The following is a 16,312-nucleotide window of genomic DNA, read 5'->3' as shown; positions in this document are numbered from 1 at the left end:
AAGGATACTCTTGTCAGGTGAGGTCCAAGGAGACGAACGCGAGTGAACCACTGATGACGTGTTGAAAGAGAATGGATGATGTCAAAACCGGGGAAGATCGAGTGCCCCGTGATCAGTCTGGAAGGCGACCTGCTTACTGTCCAGATGGTATCCGGCATGAAGGTGGCGTGACCTTGGACGAGGCTCTTGCAGGGAACATGGGAACCTGTCGTCTCGATGCCAAGGGAGAAACCTAAGGAGGTGGTCCCTCCGAGGGTGAGAGTACCGATGCGAGGCACAGGGACGGAGCCGCCCGTAGTAGCGATGAAAGCTCTGCAATGGAGCCGGGGCGAAGAGGCGGCGTCATTCAGCTTTATCCTGGGACCAACCGAAGTTGGGAGGAGTCCCTTGGATAAAGCAAAGCCGTTTAACATTCCCAAGCGTGAAGTTTGGGAGGCTTATAAACGGGTACGCGCCAACCAAGGCGTTGCCGGGGTTGATGGGCAATCGATTGCCGGGTTTGAACAGGATTTGTCTGACAATCTGTACAAGCTTTGGAACCGGCTGTCCTCCGGCAGTTACTTTCCTCCCCCGGTTCGTCGGGTAGACATACCAAAAGCAACGGGTGGAACTCAGCGATTGGGAATTCCCACGGTCGCGGACCGGATTGCGCAAATGGTTGTCAAAAGATACCTGGAACCATTCTTGGAGCTAATCTTCCACGGGGATTCTTATGAGTATCGCCCCGGCAAGTCCACGATCCAGGCTGTCGGCACGGCACGGCAACGCTGCTGGCGCCGTGACTGGGTTTTGGATCTGGACATCAAAGGCTTCTTCGATAACATCGATCATGCGCTTTTGATTCGGGCTGTGCGCAAGCACACGGACTGCATGAGGGTTCTTCTCTACGCCGAAAGGTGGTTGAAAGCCCCTGCGCAGTTTGCGGATGGAGCCTTGGAGGCACGGGATCAGGGAACGCCGCAAGGGGGTGTAATCAGCCCCTTGCTGGCCAACCTCTTCCTCCATTACGCGCTGGATGCGTGGATGGTTCGGAACCATCCGGACATTCCCTTCGAGTGCTAAGCCGATGATGGGATCTACCACTGCGCCAACCTCGCCCAAGCCGAAAGGCTGAAAGCGCTGGTTGAGCAAAGGCTGACGGACTGTGGGTTGGCCTTGCATCCCGACAAGACGAAAATTGTCTATTGCAAGGACACTAGGCGGCGAGGTGATTACACCCTGCACAAATTCGACTTCCTTGGCTACACCTTCAGGCATCGGAAATCGAAGAACCGCCGGGGAGAATACTTCGTCAGTTTCAGCCCTGAGGTCAGCAACAAGGCCGCAACGGCGATACGCCGGACCTTGCGCGATGGGCGCTGCACCAGCGCAGTGACAAATCCCTGGAAGACTTGGCATCTATCGTTAATCCCGCCCTCCGGGGCTGGATCAATTACTATGGCCGCTTCTACAAATCGGCGCTGTACCCACCGCTCCGGCATCTCGACCGCTATCTGACGAGATGGGTGATGCGGAAATATAAGGGCCTGAAGTGGCAAGCGACGGGCAGCACAGTGGTTGGCGCGCATTGCGCGTCGCCAGCCTTGGCTGTTTGCCCACTGGCAGAGCCTGAAAGCAACGGTTGGATGATGGGAGCCGAATGAGTTGAGAGGCTCACGTCCGGTTCTGCGAGAGCGCGGGGGGGAAGTTCCCTCGCGCCACTCTCCTGTTCAGTCGGCCGCCTGTCTCGTGGCGTTCTTTAAGTCCGAGATCTCCCAACGCCGCGCCATAGGAACGTAGCTTGTCAGTCACGACTGCAGTTGGTGAAATGCCCTGCTTCCTAAGCAGTTTCCGAATCAGTTTCTTGGCAGCACGCTTGTCTCGCCGTGGCTGGAGCAAGATGTCGAGTGCCTTGCCTTCAGCATCGACAGCGTGCCACAAATACATCCGGTGCCCGCCGATCGAAACGAACATTTCATCCAAATGCCATCGATCAGTTGCCGTTGGCCGGCGCCGGCGCAAATTCCTGGCGTAGGCCGTTCCGAATTTCACGACCCAACGGCGGTCGGTCTCGTAGCAGATGTCCAAGCCACGCTCAGCCAGCAAGTCCTCGACGTCCCTGAGACTCAAGTTGAAACGCAGATATAACCAGACGGCATAGCGGATGACACTCGGTGGAAAATGATGACGGGCATATGAGATCTTAGACATGAGACAAAGCTAGCGGGCTGTCATCGGGCCGGCCAGCTCGTTCCTGTGACAGAGCCTGCTGGGCTATTGCTAGCGGTGCCACCTGCCGGGGTCGGCTTGAGTCACGGCGCCATGCCCAGCCAGCAAAGACGCGGACACTGGGCATGGCCCGATTCCTCGTCACGTCTCCCTTGGAAGTTTACTGTTTCTGCGCCAGAAGCTCTTCTACAGACGTTGACAAGCGGTAGAATCGGGAGACAGTTCGAGCGGCACCTCGGTCGATTGATAGCCAAAGCAAGCAACTGGTATAGATGTATGCGCCATCCTGAAGAGTTGGATGGCCGGTGACATATCCGGACAGCGCCAAGCAACCGTGATGCTTTGAAAAGCTCCAGCATTCAAGTTGCGGTGCCGCGGCCAATTCCTCTTTTGTGGGCGCATCTCCGCGCCGAATGCGCTTGAGTACAGTACGGACATCCTCGAGCTTATCGTGCAGTACCTTCTCTTCAGACATCGTTACTCTCCGTCAAGATACAGGTGCTTTCTAGTGCAATCTGCTTCCCATGTCATAGAACGGATCGCGCGGATAAGCTGAAGTCATCAACGGATGGATCAGCGGTGCTCTTGAGCAATCTCCGATGTTTGAACACTGAGGCAGCTAGCGCCAAAGCGATTAATCCGCGGCCGGACCAGAAGCGCATCACAACAGAATGAGCTCACGCGCCAAAGCGGCGACTCGCGTTGGTGAGTAGCCGGCCATCAGCCAGTCTCGGGGTGACAAAGGCGCAGGCGCATCGGCAATAACCAAGTCATTTTGTGGCAAGTGGAAAAATCGAGCTAATGAGATCGGTTGGGCATCGGGATCGATTGCAGGCGCGACCTCCTCCAGGCCCGGAAGCGTTTCCTCATGGTGGAACTGAAATCGTGGTAGCAACCAACGCCCTCGATGTTTGATCCCAAAGAGCTCACGGCGATGCAGCCGATTCTGAATGGTCTCACAATGGACACCAAGCAGACGGGCCGCGTCATGTATCGGCAATGCCGTGGCGATCAACGCGACGTACTCAGCCATTGCGCGCTCGAGAGACCCTGGGATTTGCTCCTCACACTCACAAAGATCGAATCCTCCTGCCAAGTAGGCCGCTTTTTCAGCTGCACTCAAAAGGGGTGTCGCTTTCGGTATCTGGAGTTTCCGCTTATTGGCCACAGCTTCGAGCACGAGCCGCACAAACGCCTCCGCGTTGGTGCTCATGTCAAGTGCAGCTAACTCTTCACCGAGAATTTTCATTACCTTTTCGATCTCGGCCATTGCAGTCGCCTCAGCGCATTGTCGACGTCGCCCCCGAGGGATATGATGATTGGAGCTTCCAATAGACTGGCAATTGACAGCATATGCAGGGGCGCTGAATCTCTGTCAGAGAGCCACCGTCAAATCGGGGCGGAAGCTCGGGTTGGCATCGTGGGGTAAGTAACCTCTGGGGTTGCAGACCACGCGGGTGCTTCCGATTGAATAGTCGCAGCTCTCGTGAGTGTGCCCGTGAATCCAAAGCGCTGGCTGCCTCTCTCGGATAAGCGCTGTGAGGTCGCTGCAGAAGTACGGATTGAACCAGCTATTATAAAACTTCGCGCTGATCGAAAGATGGGAAGGAAGAAAATGAGTCACGATCACTGTAGGGCCTGGGAAGCGGAGGCTGAGCGCTCTCTCTATGAATTGCCGAGAGGCTATGTGGCGTGCGACTGCATTTCGTGCTGTGAAGCCCAGATGCTGACCCATGTCATTAACCACAGTAATCTGTCGGAAATCGTTGACGTGCCGATCGGCAAGATCCATGGCGTAAGAGCGCTCCATTCCATCCCCCATCAACCGAAAATCTGACCACAATGTGGCCCCAATAAAGCGAACCCCGCCTATTACTGCCACTTCGTCTTCTAGGAAGTGGACGCCATGCTGTTTGGCCGTCTCACGACATCGGGTGACAGATTCATCTAGGTCTGCGCCATACGGCTCATGGTTTCCGAGAACGTAGACTGTTTTCTCCGGCGGAAAGCTTTCGGCCGCCCAGGTGATGCCCAGGTCCCTGAGCCAAATATCACCGGCCAGGACAATCACATCCGCTTCAATCGGCGGCGGGGAGAAATCCGCGAACTCGAGGTGTAGATCACTAAGAATGCAAATTTTCACGGTGCTGCGTTCTCATTTTGAGCAAGCCTCGCCCCATTTCTGTGATGAATTGTGGCGTTGGTTGGGGCGCGATCAATCGACATGCATCCCCCGCATTCCGGATATTGAATTCAGGGCGGTGAAAGCGGCGACCTGGCTTGCTGCGCAGCATTTTCTCACGGAAGGCATCATCTATTCCGTGACCGAGGGGTAGGCGAGGCGAGTAAGAGCATGAATATTGCCTTCGCGACCGAGCTTGTTATGAGCATCACAGAGCGTCAGATACCAGCTTTTGTCCGAGCGTAGCTTTCCTTCCGCGCCGCAAGCCAGACAGGTGAACGCGGACGTCAGCTCCGCGTAATCAACGATGACCGACAGCACCTCGTTCGACCCCACGTACCAGCGCAAAGTCCCAAATTTCTCCTTGATTTGAGAAGTGCGGTACTGTTCCAGAGTAGCCCTCTCTACCCGGCGCTCAGCCTGGGACACGGCGCGCTCGAGGAGCGGGAGCCAGCCAGCCGGACAACTCCGGGCATGACGTCCTAGCCATTTTCGGCTAGTCAGAAAATCGGTGCGGCGTACCCACTCAGTTGCATTCATGGGAGCCGGGGGTAGTAGCACAATTCGAAGTTCTCTGCGCATCTCCTTCTCCAGGTTTGCGCTATCCGGCCACGGCCCTTCGGGCGGCACATCTCCGTAACCCGTAAGAGCGTCGGCGAAGGTCTGGGCTGCGGTGACGATAGCGTTCGACGATTGGGGCGCCCACTGAGTCCAGCAAGCGCCGCACGTTCTTTAAGCAGAGTTCCAGCTGGCGCTGATCGACGGCAGGATCAAAGTAGTCGCGCCATCGGATTCCCTCGGCCCAAGCCCGCGTTTGGTTGGTTTCGATAGCTAAGGCAAGTAATCGGGTCCCGAGTGGCCAGCTGTCGATGTCGTCCTCGAAGGTCATAATAACCCCTATTGCGGCACAGCTGAGATCGGCTGCGACGCATTATTTAACGTAGTTCCGGCATTATTAGTATAGTTGGTGAAAAATTGATATAGGATAAATGAAAAAGAGTCAAACGGAGTGTAATGTTGTATTTTTATATAATAAATCCAAAAATGAACCGGAGTTATATTTAATGTAACATCTGGCGGTGATTTTTTCTTTCTTGGTTTGTCAAATTGGGGAGTCAATCTTTGCCCGGAGCACGAACCTGCAGGGAGATCGTGCGTATCAAGTCGTCTCTTGTTGCCGGAGAGTCGGTCGCCTTACCCCATAATTGGGAACCGATGCTGAGTTGAAGAATCGAGGTTGTCGGGGATTCTGGGAGGAGACGTGCAAAGGGATGCCGACGAAACAGTTTTTGGTGGCACCGCCGAGTGATGAGTTGCTTTTCAAAACCTTCTTCATGGGGCGTCTTACTCTTTGCCATTGGATGCGACCTATCCACGTTGCTTCCAGCGGCCGGGTCGCAATGTAGTGTAGTATCTGGAATAGGTTGAGACTTGCGATCTGCATCTGTACGGGATTGTGCAAAGTGAAGCGCAGTGAACTCTATGAACTGGTTTGGCAGACGCCGATGACGAAGCTCAGTGAGCGCTTCGGCATGTCTGATGTCGGCCTTCGGAAGATCTGCAAGAAGCACGGTATTCCGACGCCAACATTGGGTTACTGGGCAAAGCGCGCCCACGGCAAGCGGGTTCAGCAGCCACCCCTGCCGCAGGCAGAGAGCGGGCGTGATGTGCCGATTCCGCTGGCGTTCCGATCAATAATAGCGGAACCCCCAATTGAAGTGGTGGCAGAGTAGAATGCCGCCCTGGCCAGCGAGGATGCCTACGCCTCCATCGTAGTACCGCAAGAGCGCCCGGTCCGGTTGTATCCCGTCGCCTCGGCAACCAGGAAGGCGCTGCAGGCGACCCGGATGGATGGCGAGGGGTTTAAGACATGCAGCGCGCAGGGTGGTATCGCCGTCGCCATCGGGCCGAAGTCTGTCGACCGGGTATCCTGTATCGTGGATGTTTTTGCCCGGGCCCTCGACGAGCGAGGCTACCGCTTCGCTGAGGGCAAGGAGGGCGTAAGGATCCTCGTGGGCGAGATCCCGGTCTCGTGGCGCATCCACGAGACGCGCGACAAGACCGAGCATCATCCAACCAAGAAAGAACTCGAGCGGCAGGCGCAGGAAGACAAGTGGCGAGCCAGATGGCCACGGGAGCGCGCCTCCGACCGCAAGGTCTACAGGACATGGGACTACTTCCCGTCTGGTCGCCTCGCCATGACCTCAGCTACACCTGCGGGACGACGGACCTGGTGCTGGTTTTCTCGTCCTCAGGCTGGTTTAGCGCCGTCGGGCACGTTGGGAGCGGAGAGGCCATAATTCGTTCCTGAGGCCAAAGAATGACCTCACCGAGGCGCTGAGGTCGCGCAGACATGTTCCATGTACAGGTGGCCGTTCAGGTCCCGAGAATGACGCCTGGTGACCCCTGGTTTGCATTCCAATTCGATGTTTATAGCTCCCCTTCTAGGGGGACGATTTCCGTCCCCTCTAGACCGTGGAGTAAACGAACAGTGAAAAATTTGACTTTGGCGGGCTACGCCCCGCTGGCAACGATCTGCGCCCATTGGAGAGTCACATCCGGCACCGCCAGGTCTCTGCTCGCGCCGCGCAGCGTGCGGATCATCCGCCGATCCGGCCGGGCCTTTGTCTCGTGGCTTGACATCTGGCGCCTCGAAGGACTCTTGGCGCCTCCACTTGAGGCCTTCGATGCCCTCCGTAAGCCTCTGCTGCGACGAGAGGAAGTTGCTGCCCGCTACGGGATCGGCCAGCGTACGGCGCTCCGTTGGATGTCCAATGGGGAACTGCCCACCATCCGACTCAGCCCGCGGATCCTGCGGCTTCGCGAGAGTGATCTCGATCGCCTCGATGACCTCCAGTTGGATCGGGACGATGTGGCGTGAAAAAGCAAAAATGGCGCGCAATCACTAGGAAATCGGCAAAACAGCAAAAAGGTCTCCCAAAATACATGCCCGATATTCTGTGATACGTATTTCCTTATGGCCAGTAAACGCGCAAGTGTCCGTTAAACAGTTACTTAGTTCGAGGAAAAACAAGAAATGCAGGATTTTCGCACCTTCCGCTGCCTCGCCGAGGGCCTCGATCGGTTGGGCTACGAAGGCAATACCGCGAACGACGTGCGCCGGGCCCTCGTCCGTGCCGAGAAGATCTACAATGAGCCCCTCGGCGCGATCAGGGTCGATCTCGACGCCTTCGACGCCCGCTGGCGCGGCAAGGTCAGCGCCCTGGAGCATGGGTTCCGGTCCCGTGGCGGCTTTGAGAAGTGGCGCTCCAACGTGCGAGGCGCCCTCAAACGGGCCCTCGGACTCAAGGCTTTGGGGGACGCCGGAGCGGACGATCGTCGGCTGGCCGATGAGTGGCAGCAACTGAAGGACTATGTGGCCGAGCGCAGCGGCAATGGAAGGGTTTTCGGACCGCACCGGGAAATCACCCTCTCGATCCTGATCGAGCGGGCGCGCCTCGCCGGCCGGAGCCCTCATCAGCTCGATCCGACGTGGCTACGGGAGGAGTACGACGCCCTGCACAACAAGCGGCGCAAAGGCTTCATGCGGGCTGCGGTATTCTTCAACGAGCTGGTTCGTCACCGTGGCGCACACCCGAACCTGGGCAACCTTCTGCCGCAGGCGCCCTGTCAGCTTCCGCGCAGTCAGCGGGGCAAGCAATACGCCGGCGCAGCACTGCCAGAGAGCTTACTCGCCGATGTGGAGGCCTTCATCGAGCACTATCTCTGGCAAGGCGAGGAGCCGCTTGTGCGCGATCACCTGGAGGATGCCGAGCGGTCCGTCCAAAGTGCCAGCAGCTATCGCTCAGCGATCTCCTGGCTCGTGCGCGAGATCCTCGAAGCAGGGTTGATGAAGCCGGAAGAGATCACTTCGCTCTCTGACATCTGCCGGTATCAGCTGCTGCGCCAGGTGGCCGGGATCTTTCGTACCCGCGCCCTCGATGAGGTGTCTCACCTGCGCCGCGACGCCACCTCTCTGCATACCTATGTCTGTCGGGTCTCTTACATCGCTCGCCACTGGGTCAGGGTCTCCGCGGAGGAGGTGGAGCGCCTAAAAAGGCTGAGGAAGAAGAAGGCCATCAAGAACCATCGGGTCGGGAAGATGGGCGAGGAGCGGGAAGCCTTCGCCAGCGCGCTTCTCGACAACCTGCGGATTCGTTCCGCGGTTCTGGGGCTGCCGGAAACCACGCTGCGCGAGGCCGATGTGTTGCTCGGGCACTGGGACGACCTGAGCCTCTCCGCGCGGATGCGCTGCCTGCGCCTTGCGGTTTGTGCTTGCCAGGCGGCGATCCTCCTGAGGGCCATGGCCCTGCGGGCGACGAACCTGCGATCCATTACCTTTCGCGGCAAGGAGACGACAATTGTCTTCAAGGGTGAAGCCCGCAAGGCCGGCAAGATCTCAATCCCCGGCCGGCAGGTGAAAAACAACCGGGAACTCGGCTGTCCACTACCGCCGGACTGCGAGAAGATCGTCCGGCGCTTCGTCGAGGTCTACCGGCCCCTTCTAGTCACAGCGCATCCCTATGGGAAAAATGCATCCGACAGCGACTTCCTCTTTCCCGGCACTCTGGCCGATCGTCCGGTGGACGCTTCGGTCTTCGCTCACTGTTTCGAGATCGGAATCAGGGCCGCCGGGCTCGACATGACCCTTCACATGTGTCGCCACGCGATCGCGACCCTGATCCTCTACGAGAACCCTGACAGACTCGTCATGGTCGCAGACTGGCTCGGGATCGATCCGGCTACGGTTAGGAAGCACTACGGCTTCCTGGATAGCCGGCGTGCCGCGGAGCTCGGGCAGCAGCATATGCAAAAGCTTATCCGTGAGGCCCGTCGCAGGACGCCGGTCCGGAGTCGGTCGTGATGGCTGGAGCCCCAGGCAGCATGAGCGTTGAGGAAGTCCTCGGCAGCCCCCTCTGGGCCGATGAGTTGGCCTTCGCGGCTCTGGAACACCTCCAGGCTGGCAAGCTTACCCTGGCGCAGCTGCGGCTTCTTCACCGTTTTTTGCTCCATCTCGAGCAGCGCGGGAAAATACTCGTGCAGACCGGGCACCAGGACCTCGCCGACTTCGGACCGCTCTGGCGCGTGGAGGGCCTCGCGAAGGCGCTTTCAATGCTAGCACCCGAGGTGGCCGCTCTCGCGCGCCCGGCCCTCAAGGAGCTGCGCGCGGAGAAATGGCGGAAGGAGAAGGCGGTACGGAAGCCCGTGATTCGGAAGAGCCGGCGCCGTCTTTCCCTGCCGCCGGAGGCCTGGCCGGCCGCCTGGCGCATCGCGCTGAGGACGCTCGAGGCGAGGGCCGCCGAGGCGAAGGGCGATGAGATCGGCCACGATGATGGTCCCGTCTACGCGATTTCTATCGTGCGGTCCCTTACCAACATCGTCGGGCAGCTGGCGAAATCGAACCGGGACCACGGTCTGGGTGATGTGGTGTCGGTTGGGGCAGTCGATGTGCTCCTGCGGTCCTTTAGGGCGCGGGAGACCCGGCCGACCACGAAGCTCGCCCGCACCAAAGAGCTGCTTGTTTTCGCGGCCGAGCTCGGCGCCCGGGAGGACGTCCTGATCTTCCTGAGACAACTGCGGGAAGGCTTCGAGCGGGAGGCGAAGCTGAACCGCACGCGAAAGGAAGACGTCCTGCTGAGTTTTCCCTACGATCTGGGAGATATCTATCTGAAGGCCATGGATCTCCTGGCTCAGGCCGGCGAGACCCCGGCCCACCAGGACGCGGCCTTCCATGCGCGCATGGATGCCGCGCTCATCGGCCTTTCGTGTAATGCCCCGCTGCGCTGCGGCGACCTCCACCGCCTCCGGATCGGTCGGGAGATCGTCAGGCAGGAGCAGAGCTGGCGCCTCCGGCTGGAGCAGAAGAAGAACCAGCAATGCTATGGTGTATCGGCCTGGCCGGAGGTGGCGGAGATGCTTGATGCCCTGATTCTCGACGGGCGATCACCGGTGGCCCTCTCCCAGCGCCTGAAGGAGCTCGAGGGCCGATACTTATTTTCATGGGATGGGGGGCTCGCTGCCGTGGATGGCCAATGGCCATCCAAGGTCTGGCGCCGGCACTTCGGGGTAGGGGAGCACTACGTGCGCTCGCTGTGGTGCTCCTACTACGCCGAGGAGGATCCAGACAATGCCTGGGCGGCCTCCGCGCTGGTCGGCCATGGCTCGGAGCTGACCCGGCAGGCTTACGAGGTTAACGTGCAGCGCCGGAAGAGCATGTCGACCGTTCAGTCACTGATCCAGCAGCTTTTACCGCAATGCTCAGAAACGTCTTTGGAGTAGAATGAAGGCGAGGACAGTTGGCACCCGAGTCGTTTTGGCGAGACTCCGCAAATCCAGGACGCGAAATGCTGTGGCCGATACCAAGGAATTTTGTTGAGGACCTCAAGTATCAGGTTCAACAGGGATCTATTCTTGTCCCAGTTCTAATGGCTTTTCCGAATGAGGCCGTCGCAGCGATATGGGCATTGGTCACTATAGGGAGGGACGCAATCGTTGACCCCGAGTATGACTTCTCTATCGGGGACTTTTCCGATGAGCTTATGCGGTCCCGAGATTTTGTGAACGATGCGCCATTACATGAAAGGAGCAAGCTGGCAGCATTCACCCACCTGCAAGCGTTTATCGAGGAGGGACTCAAAATCGCAGATGGCGTCGGCCTTCGGTGGATTTCCACAGATGAGTATTGGGCATCTTCACCAGGTCAACATGAGGCCCAGGAACTACGTGGCCAGCCAACGTCCCATCAATATGGAAACGGCGAGAGCGATGATTCGGCGACTGTACGGACCACTGGCGACTACCGTGAGTCTGTATACACCTTTCACACAAGAGTTAGACCTACTGAAGAGCAGGGGCAGATCCTAGAGGCATCGAGAAAGGCCGGCAGCACGGATGTTGTGAAAGCCGAGGCATTCGCCGGAACGGGGAAGACGACGTTATGCGGATTCATCGGAGAAGAATTGGGTAGCGGGTCGGCGGTCTACCTTGCTTTCAATCGGGACATGGCGGATCAGGCGAAGAGGAGGCTAGGTGGCACTGTAGAAGATTGCAGGACATCGGACAGTCTGGCTTACAAGGTGGTGAAGCCTAGCAATCAGTGGGGAGAGGAGCGGTGCCAAAGAGGCCAGAGCATGCCCTGGCACGACCTCGCCGATCGTCTCGGTCTGCCGCAAATGTTTGGGATCTACAGGCGGGGAATTTTAGTTCGCCAAGTTGATCAGACGGTCAAGAACTATTGTTACTCAGCGGAGCCGGAACTGTCTCTGAATCATGTGCCGGAGCTAGAATGGCCTACCGGCGGGAATGAGCAGGTTCTTCAATGGGCAAAGAATCTTTGGGCAATGATGATATTGAAGTCCGGAGATCTGCCAATTTTCCCTCACCAGGTTATGAAATGGTGGGACTTACGTGAAGGCACCATTCCATATGACGTCGTGCTTTTCGATGAAGCGCAAGACGCAAATGGCGCGTTCATGTCCATTCTGCGACGTTCCAGCTGTAAGCGGATTTTGATCGGCGACCACCATCAACAGCTATATGACTGGCGCGGGGCTGTGAATGCGATGGCGCAAATTGAAGGAAGTTCATTTCCATTGACACAATCCTGGCGGTTTGGCCCGGAGATCGCCGACTATGCGAACAAGGTTCTGGGGAGGAAGTCCAACGTGCCCGCGCAAAAGATGCGTGGAAACCTCGGCCTGTCCAGTCAGATAATTACCTACGGCGGCAGCCATCAGGGGCCCGAGTGGCCAATCACTATTCTCGCTCGGACGAATACAGGCGTTTTCCGCCAGGCCGTTTCTGTTGCTGAATTTGGTCACCGCTTCCATTTGGTTGGGGGTATCGAGGACCTCCAGTGGCTGATGCTCGATGCCCTTAGGCTGTATAGGGGAGGTGCCAATCGTGGGACGCCACATCCTACGCTAGTCCGGTTCGGTAGTTGGGACGACCTAGTTTTTGAAGAAGAGCAGACGATGGACTCGGAGTTGCGTCGTGTGCGGGAGACAATCGAGGAGAGACACAGCGTCCTAGAAGGGCAATTAGCGACCCTCGGAAAGCATCACGTGGCGGTAGAGGCCAAAGCCCCCATTGTTTTGTCGACTACGCACCGAGTAAAAGGCCGTGAGTGGCCACGAGTTATGTTAATGGATGACTTCATTAATAGGGACAAGCTGGACGAGACAACAGATGGCGAGTATCGCGACGCCGAGCTAAACGTCCTCTACGTCGCTGCAACGAGAGCCACTAGGGAACTATACATTCCCGAATGCTTACAGATGTCGAGTTAGTTGCTGCTCAGCGGAAGATTCGCCTGTGAGGTATTCCCGTTGTTGGTGCCAAGTTGAGACGGATGTTAGAGTTGTTACAGATTAACCAACTTCTTCCCTCGGCAAGAGTTCATGGGCGGCTGGTGATTACATCGATGGCTCCTGCTCGATCTTCGCAAGGACCTCATCCACGCATGGAGGTGACTTGCGGTCGATCAAGGGAGTGCTGCTAGTTCGGGGTCCTCGTCACCAACCAACTCTTCGCCAGGGCGAGCGAGCCTCTCCATCGTGTGATCCATGGCCATTGACGAATGGTCGCATGCATCTTCATCTGATTTGTCGTACCAGTCCGAACGTCGAAGCTGCTGACCTTCGTGCAACGTTACCCAGCTGAAGCGGCTTGGCTGCAGCGGCATGGGTCAGGCCGTACCGCTTGCGCAGGGCACGGACCAGAAGACCGACTTCGCGGGCGAGGGCGATGGTAGGCATCGGCATCTAAGCCAATACGAGAGGGTCTGGCGTCCAGCGGCGTACCGGACCAACGCGTTGCCCGGGATTGGCCAAGCGCTCCAGATCGACCAGGGCGGCTTGCAGCCACTCGCGGTCCTCGTACATGTAGACCCGTGCTCCGCCGCGCCGTGAGGCGATCACAGCAAGGCTGAGCTTGGCGTGAATGCCGGCGACCGTATGGGCCGGCACAGCAACGGCCTCGCGCACCGCATCGGCGTAGCGCCCGTGGGTCTCCCAGCAGTGCAGCCAAGCCTCCGGGTGGCTGTCCCGGAAAGGCCGGTAGGCGAGATCGTGGCGGGCGTAAAGGGCGTCGCGGAGGCGGGCGCGCAGCCGCCGTGCCCGGGCGTTCTGGTTACGCAAGTGTTCGGCCTCCGCAATCCGGCGGAACAGCTCGGCATCAGGGTGGGGATCGGCGCAGAGCAAGGCAGGAACTGGCAGGGCGGCCAGTGCCTGGAAAACCGGAAATGCCATCGCCGGCGCGGCGACGCTGCCGGCCAGCATGGCCCGGCGGGAAAGTCTTGTGCTAAGGGTAGGGGTAGCCATGACCGGACTCCAACAAGTCGGGTTGTGGTCAGGCGCGGGAGGGTGTTGACGCATCCTCTCGTGCCGCTTGTTTGCCTTTCGGTTGTATCCATCAGGCAAGCTATCTAGCGTGCCTCAGGCTAAATAGTCAGCGACTCTATGTCAAACAAGAATTTGTATTATAAAAAAATGTCCTTCTCTCCGGGGCAATGCCACGCCGCCAGAGGGCTACTCAACCTATCCCAGTCGGAGGTTGCGGAACCGGCTCATGTCACTGCTGCGACACTCTCTCAATTTGAGCGATACGGAAAGGCGCCAGGCTACAATAATCTTCAGGCGATTCGGGCCACCTTGGAGGCGGCCGGCATCGCGTTCATTCCTGCGAACGGCGGAGGGCCGGGTGTCCGCCTGCGTGAATTGCGGAGTGGGTGTGGTACCAGCGAAACGCTGTTTTTTCCAGACCTGTGCCGGGCGGCCCGCAATATATTGAACATGTCGCAGTGGGATCTCGCTGAAGCCGCTGGAATTGCACGGTCGACGGTTGCCGAGTTCGAGCGTGGCGCGCGAGTGCCGATCTCCAATAATCTTCAGGCAATGCGTGACGCCCTGGAAGCTGCCGGCGTCGCGTTCATCGAAGCCGATGGTTCCGCCGGGCCCGGTGTTCGGCTGCGGAAGTGATGCGCGAAAGGTTGAAACCTACCACCAAGAGATTATCACACCCTACACACCTGCGGTGTTGACAACGAACCGAGGCCATACCAGCAAAGGGCTATTCTGAAACGGCTTTCGTTGCCCTGTTGCCGATTACACTGGAGCCGCCAGCCGTTTACACTTGGATCAGGGTGTCTGAGAAATTCGGCTCTACGACAAAGCTTTAAGCCAGCCGGGCGTTGTAATCATCTTCTCTGAGAGATTTCAGCTGTCCACTCGGGAGATAAGATACTCGGGGTATTCCTGTTCGCATATGATCGAAGTTGATCCGAAGCGGTCACTTGTATTGAACGATGCGAACGGCTGCGAAGCGGACAAAGCGAGTTTTCGATGCGGAAGCGCGGATGTCCGGTTTTGCGGAATTGCGAGCGAATTCGCCCGAGACGACGATTATACAGTATCCATCTTTGTTGGAAGAAACTCGAAAGCCCATTCGTTGTAACCGCCCTCACCGCGGTACCAGAGGACTTCCTCTCCCACCTGTTCGTCATGGTTCCAGCGGGGTCTTTGGCCGTAGGCATACCCATCAACGATAAGGCGGCGACGTTTCTGGCTGGCTACGATGTTTGTCGCGAGCGTGTCGATGTTCCACTTGGCCAGGATCTGCTTGGTAAACGTCGCAACGCGCTCTGAGTGATTTGGGTCGGTGGCCAGGTTGTATCGCTCGTTTTCATCTGTTTCCAGATCAAACAATAACGCCGGATCCTCTTTGGAATATACAAACTTGTACTGACCCTGGCGGATCATCAGGATCGGTGACGGCGTAGTCTCGGCCAGGTATTCGGCATAGATGGGCCTGTCGTGCTTTGGCGGCTGTCCGATCATCGGTACCAGACTACATCCTTCCAGCGCTTCGACCCAATTGCACCAGTTCGATCCTTTCGCAATGCCCATGAAGGTCGGGAGCAGATCGACCAGAGACACCGGCGTATCGACGCGGCCCTGACCTTCGCCAGGCAGTTTCATGATGAGCGGGACACGCAGCGCTGGCTCGAAAAAGTGTTTCTTGAACCACATACCGCGCTCACCCAGCATTTCGCCGTGGTCAGAGGTGAAAATGATGGCCGTGTTCTCGGCCTGACCAATTGCGTCCAGCGTTTCCAAAACACGCCCTACCATCGCATCCAGATAACTGATGGATCCGTAATAGGCGCGGCGTGCGCGGGCAATGTCTTCGTCGGCAAAGCGCATGTCGAGCATCGAGAAATCCGCCAGCAAGCGGCGGGAATGCGCGTCGTGTTCATTGGATGACAAGGCGGGGACGTTTGGCAGAGGAATCTCGACACCTTCATAGAGATCCCAATATTCCTTGCGGCAAAGATAGGGCTCATGCGGGTGGGTGTAGGAGACCTGAAGAAAGAAGGGGCGGTCATCCTTTGAGCGCGCGATATCATAAAGGTGCTGGATCGCCTGTGTTGTCACCATCTCGTCAAAATCGATCTGCACTGATCGTTCACAGACACCAGAGACCAGCACCGCGCGCGCATCGTTAGTGTCGCGCTTGCCTTCATTTTCCCAATTTGGAACCCAGCTGAAATCCGCAGGATAAAGGTCGGGCGTCAGGCGGGCTTCGAAGCCATGATGCTGATCGGGACCGATGAAATGCATCTTTCCCGAAAGGGCAGTCTGATATCCCGCGGCGCGCAGGTAGTGCGCATAAGTGGGAAGCGACGCGGGCATTTCGGCGGCGTTGTCATAGGCGCCTATCGTGGAGCAAAGCTGCCCCGTGGCCATCGAAAAGCGGGACGGCGCGCACAAAGGAAAGTTGCAATAGGCGGTTTCGAAGACGGTACCCGAATCGGCCAACTGGTCAATGTTCGGCGCATGGCAAGCCGTATCTCCATAACACCGCAGAGAGAATGCGGTGAGCTGGTCAACCTGAATGAACAGTATATTTGGTTGCTGCAATGCG

The 16,312-nt window shown here is 57.9% G+C and carries 16 protein-coding genes and 1 pseudogene; 10 read left to right on the top strand and 7 right to left on the bottom strand.

Annotated elements, in window-relative coordinates:
- Positions 1 to 387: 387 nt before the first annotated feature.
- On the top strand, positions 388 to 1,062 hold the full coding sequence (locus tag HBA54_RS29695; protein ID WP_322096060.1) for a reverse transcriptase domain-containing protein: 675 nt from the start codon (positions 388 to 390) through the stop codon (positions 1,060 to 1,062).
- Positions 1,063 to 1,358: 296 nt separating this feature from the next.
- Positions 1,359 to 1,643 (top strand): group II intron maturase-specific domain-containing protein, encoded by a 285-nt coding sequence (locus tag HBA54_RS29690; RefSeq protein WP_437126214.1) that lies wholly within the window; start codon positions 1,359 to 1,361, stop codon positions 1,641 to 1,643.
- Between the two features lie 37 nt (positions 1,644 to 1,680).
- On the opposite strand, the pseudogene HBA54_RS17295 reads toward HBA54_RS29690, so the two are convergent.
- From HBA54_RS17295 to HBA54_RS17280, 4 genes and pseudogenes are all read right to left on the bottom strand, one after another.
- Positions 1,681 to 2,190: pseudogene (locus tag HBA54_RS17295) on the bottom strand (IS6 family transposase); the annotation flags it as partial.
- A gap of 178 nt (positions 2,191 to 2,368) precedes the next feature.
- Positions 2,369 to 2,683 carry a DUF6634 family protein gene (locus tag HBA54_RS17290; protein ID WP_167226869.1) on the bottom strand — a complete coding sequence of 105 codons (315 nt, stop codon included), beginning with the start codon at positions 2,681 to 2,683 and terminating at the stop codon, positions 2,369 to 2,371.
- A gap of 186 nt (positions 2,684 to 2,869) precedes the next feature.
- Entirely contained in the window at positions 2,870 to 3,478 is a 609-nt protein-coding gene (locus HBA54_RS17285; protein ID WP_167226867.1) for a helix-turn-helix domain-containing protein, read from the bottom strand.
- A gap of 105 nt (positions 3,479 to 3,583) precedes the next feature.
- On the bottom strand, positions 3,584 to 4,351 hold the full coding sequence (locus tag HBA54_RS17280; RefSeq protein ID WP_167226865.1) for a metallophosphoesterase: 768 nt from the start codon (positions 4,349 to 4,351) through the stop codon (positions 3,584 to 3,586).
- Between HBA54_RS17280 and HBA54_RS17275 the strand changes: the two genes are divergently transcribed.
- On the top strand, positions 4,338 to 4,544 hold the full coding sequence (locus HBA54_RS17275) for a hypothetical protein (RefSeq protein ID WP_167226863.1): 207 nt from the start codon (positions 4,338 to 4,340) through the stop codon (positions 4,542 to 4,544). The two genes, HBA54_RS17280 and HBA54_RS17275, sit on opposite strands and share 14 nt — an antisense overlap.
- On the opposite strand, the gene HBA54_RS28740 is transcribed toward HBA54_RS17275, so the two are convergent.
- On the bottom strand, positions 4,523 to 4,738 hold the full coding sequence (locus HBA54_RS28740; protein ID WP_205944716.1) for a hypothetical protein: 216 nt from the start codon (positions 4,736 to 4,738) through the stop codon (positions 4,523 to 4,525). The two genes, HBA54_RS17275 and HBA54_RS28740, sit on opposite strands and share 22 nt — an antisense overlap.
- A gap of 1,115 nt (positions 4,739 to 5,853) precedes the next feature.
- Between HBA54_RS28740 and HBA54_RS17270 the strand changes: the two genes are divergently transcribed.
- The 6 genes from HBA54_RS17270 to HBA54_RS17245 all read left to right on the top strand — a co-directional run bounded on the left by HBA54_RS17270 (position 5,854) and on the right by HBA54_RS17245 (position 12,678).
- The gene (locus tag HBA54_RS17270; RefSeq protein WP_167226861.1) at positions 5,854 to 6,123 is read left to right on the top strand and encodes a hypothetical protein; all 270 of its coding nucleotides are present in this window, start codon (positions 5,854 to 5,856) and stop codon (positions 6,121 to 6,123) included.
- A gap of 66 nt (positions 6,124 to 6,189) precedes the next feature.
- Positions 6,190 to 6,690, top strand: a complete 501-nt coding sequence (locus tag HBA54_RS17265; protein WP_167226859.1) for a hypothetical protein — start codon at positions 6,190 to 6,192, stop codon at positions 6,688 to 6,690.
- A gap of 191 nt (positions 6,691 to 6,881) precedes the next feature.
- Positions 6,882 to 7,271, top strand: a complete 390-nt coding sequence (locus HBA54_RS17260) for a helix-turn-helix transcriptional regulator (protein ID WP_167226857.1) — start codon at positions 6,882 to 6,884, stop codon at positions 7,269 to 7,271.
- 156 nt (positions 7,272 to 7,427) lie between these two features.
- Positions 7,428 to 9,254, top strand: coding sequence for a tyrosine-type recombinase/integrase (locus HBA54_RS17255; protein WP_167226855.1), 1,827 nt, complete (start codon positions 7,428 to 7,430; stop codon positions 9,252 to 9,254).
- Between the two features lie 20 nt (positions 9,255 to 9,274).
- Positions 9,275 to 10,669 carry a hypothetical protein gene (locus HBA54_RS17250; RefSeq protein WP_167226853.1) on the top strand — a complete coding sequence of 465 codons (1,395 nt, stop codon included), beginning with the start codon at positions 9,275 to 9,277 and terminating at the stop codon, positions 10,667 to 10,669.
- 65 nt (positions 10,670 to 10,734) lie between these two features.
- The gene (locus HBA54_RS17245; RefSeq protein ID WP_167226851.1) at positions 10,735 to 12,678 is read left to right on the top strand and encodes an ATP-binding domain-containing protein; all 1,944 of its coding nucleotides are present in this window, start codon (positions 10,735 to 10,737) and stop codon (positions 12,676 to 12,678) included.
- Between the two features lie 474 nt (positions 12,679 to 13,152).
- Here HBA54_RS17245 and HBA54_RS17240 read toward each other — a convergent pair whose 3' ends face one another.
- Positions 13,153 to 13,710, bottom strand: a complete 558-nt coding sequence (locus HBA54_RS17240) for a hypothetical protein (protein WP_167226849.1) — start codon at positions 13,708 to 13,710, stop codon at positions 13,153 to 13,155.
- 138 nt (positions 13,711 to 13,848) lie between these two features.
- Between HBA54_RS17240 and HBA54_RS29685 the strand changes: the two genes are divergently transcribed.
- Positions 13,849 to 14,367, top strand: coding sequence for a helix-turn-helix domain-containing protein (locus tag HBA54_RS29685; RefSeq protein ID WP_322096058.1), 519 nt, complete (start codon positions 13,849 to 13,851; stop codon positions 14,365 to 14,367).
- A 423-nt stretch (positions 14,368 to 14,790) separates the two neighbouring features.
- Here the strand turns inward: HBA54_RS29685 and betC are convergent, their stop codons facing one another.
- Positions 14,791 to 16,308 carry a choline-sulfatase gene (betC, locus tag HBA54_RS17225; RefSeq protein ID WP_167226847.1) on the bottom strand — a complete coding sequence of 506 codons (1,518 nt, stop codon included), beginning with the start codon at positions 16,306 to 16,308 and terminating at the stop codon, positions 14,791 to 14,793.
- Positions 16,309 to 16,312: the final 4 nt, after the last annotated feature.

Origin of the sequence: Pelagibius litoralis (assembly GCF_011683915.1) — a bacterium.
GTDB lineage: Bacteria > Pseudomonadota > Alphaproteobacteria > Kiloniellales > Kiloniellaceae > Pelagibius > Pelagibius litoralis.
Note: the sequence above shows the minus strand (reverse complement) of the source record. Positions and strands in the feature narration are given on the sequence as shown.

What these genes read in the sequence shown, in the direction of transcription:
- HBA54_RS17240 (WP_167226849.1), bottom strand. Translation starts at nt 13,710, where the DNA reads ATGGCTACCCCTACCCTTAGCACAAGACTTTCCCGCCGGGCCATGCTG.
- HBA54_RS17275 (WP_167226863.1), top strand. Translation starts at nt 4,338, where the DNA reads ATGCAAATTTTCACGGTGCTGCGTTCTCATTTTGAGCAAGCCTCGCCC.
- HBA54_RS17255 (WP_167226855.1), top strand. Translation starts at nt 7,428, where the DNA reads ATGCAGGATTTTCGCACCTTCCGCTGCCTCGCCGAGGGCCTCGATCGG.
- HBA54_RS29685 (WP_322096058.1), top strand. Translation starts at nt 13,849, where the DNA reads ATGTCAAACAAGAATTTGTATTATAAAAAAATGTCCTTCTCTCCGGGG.
- HBA54_RS17285 (WP_167226867.1), bottom strand. Translation starts at nt 3,478, where the DNA reads ATGGCCGAGATCGAAAAGGTAATGAAAATTCTCGGTGAAGAGTTAGCT.
- HBA54_RS17290 (WP_167226869.1), bottom strand. Translation starts at nt 2,683, where the DNA reads ATGTCTGAAGAGAAGGTACTGCACGATAAGCTCGAGGATGTCCGTACT.
- HBA54_RS17250 (WP_167226853.1), top strand. Translation starts at nt 9,275, where the DNA reads ATGAGCGTTGAGGAAGTCCTCGGCAGCCCCCTCTGGGCCGATGAGTTG.
- HBA54_RS17245 (WP_167226851.1), top strand. Translation starts at nt 10,735, where the DNA reads ATGCTGTGGCCGATACCAAGGAATTTTGTTGAGGACCTCAAGTATCAG.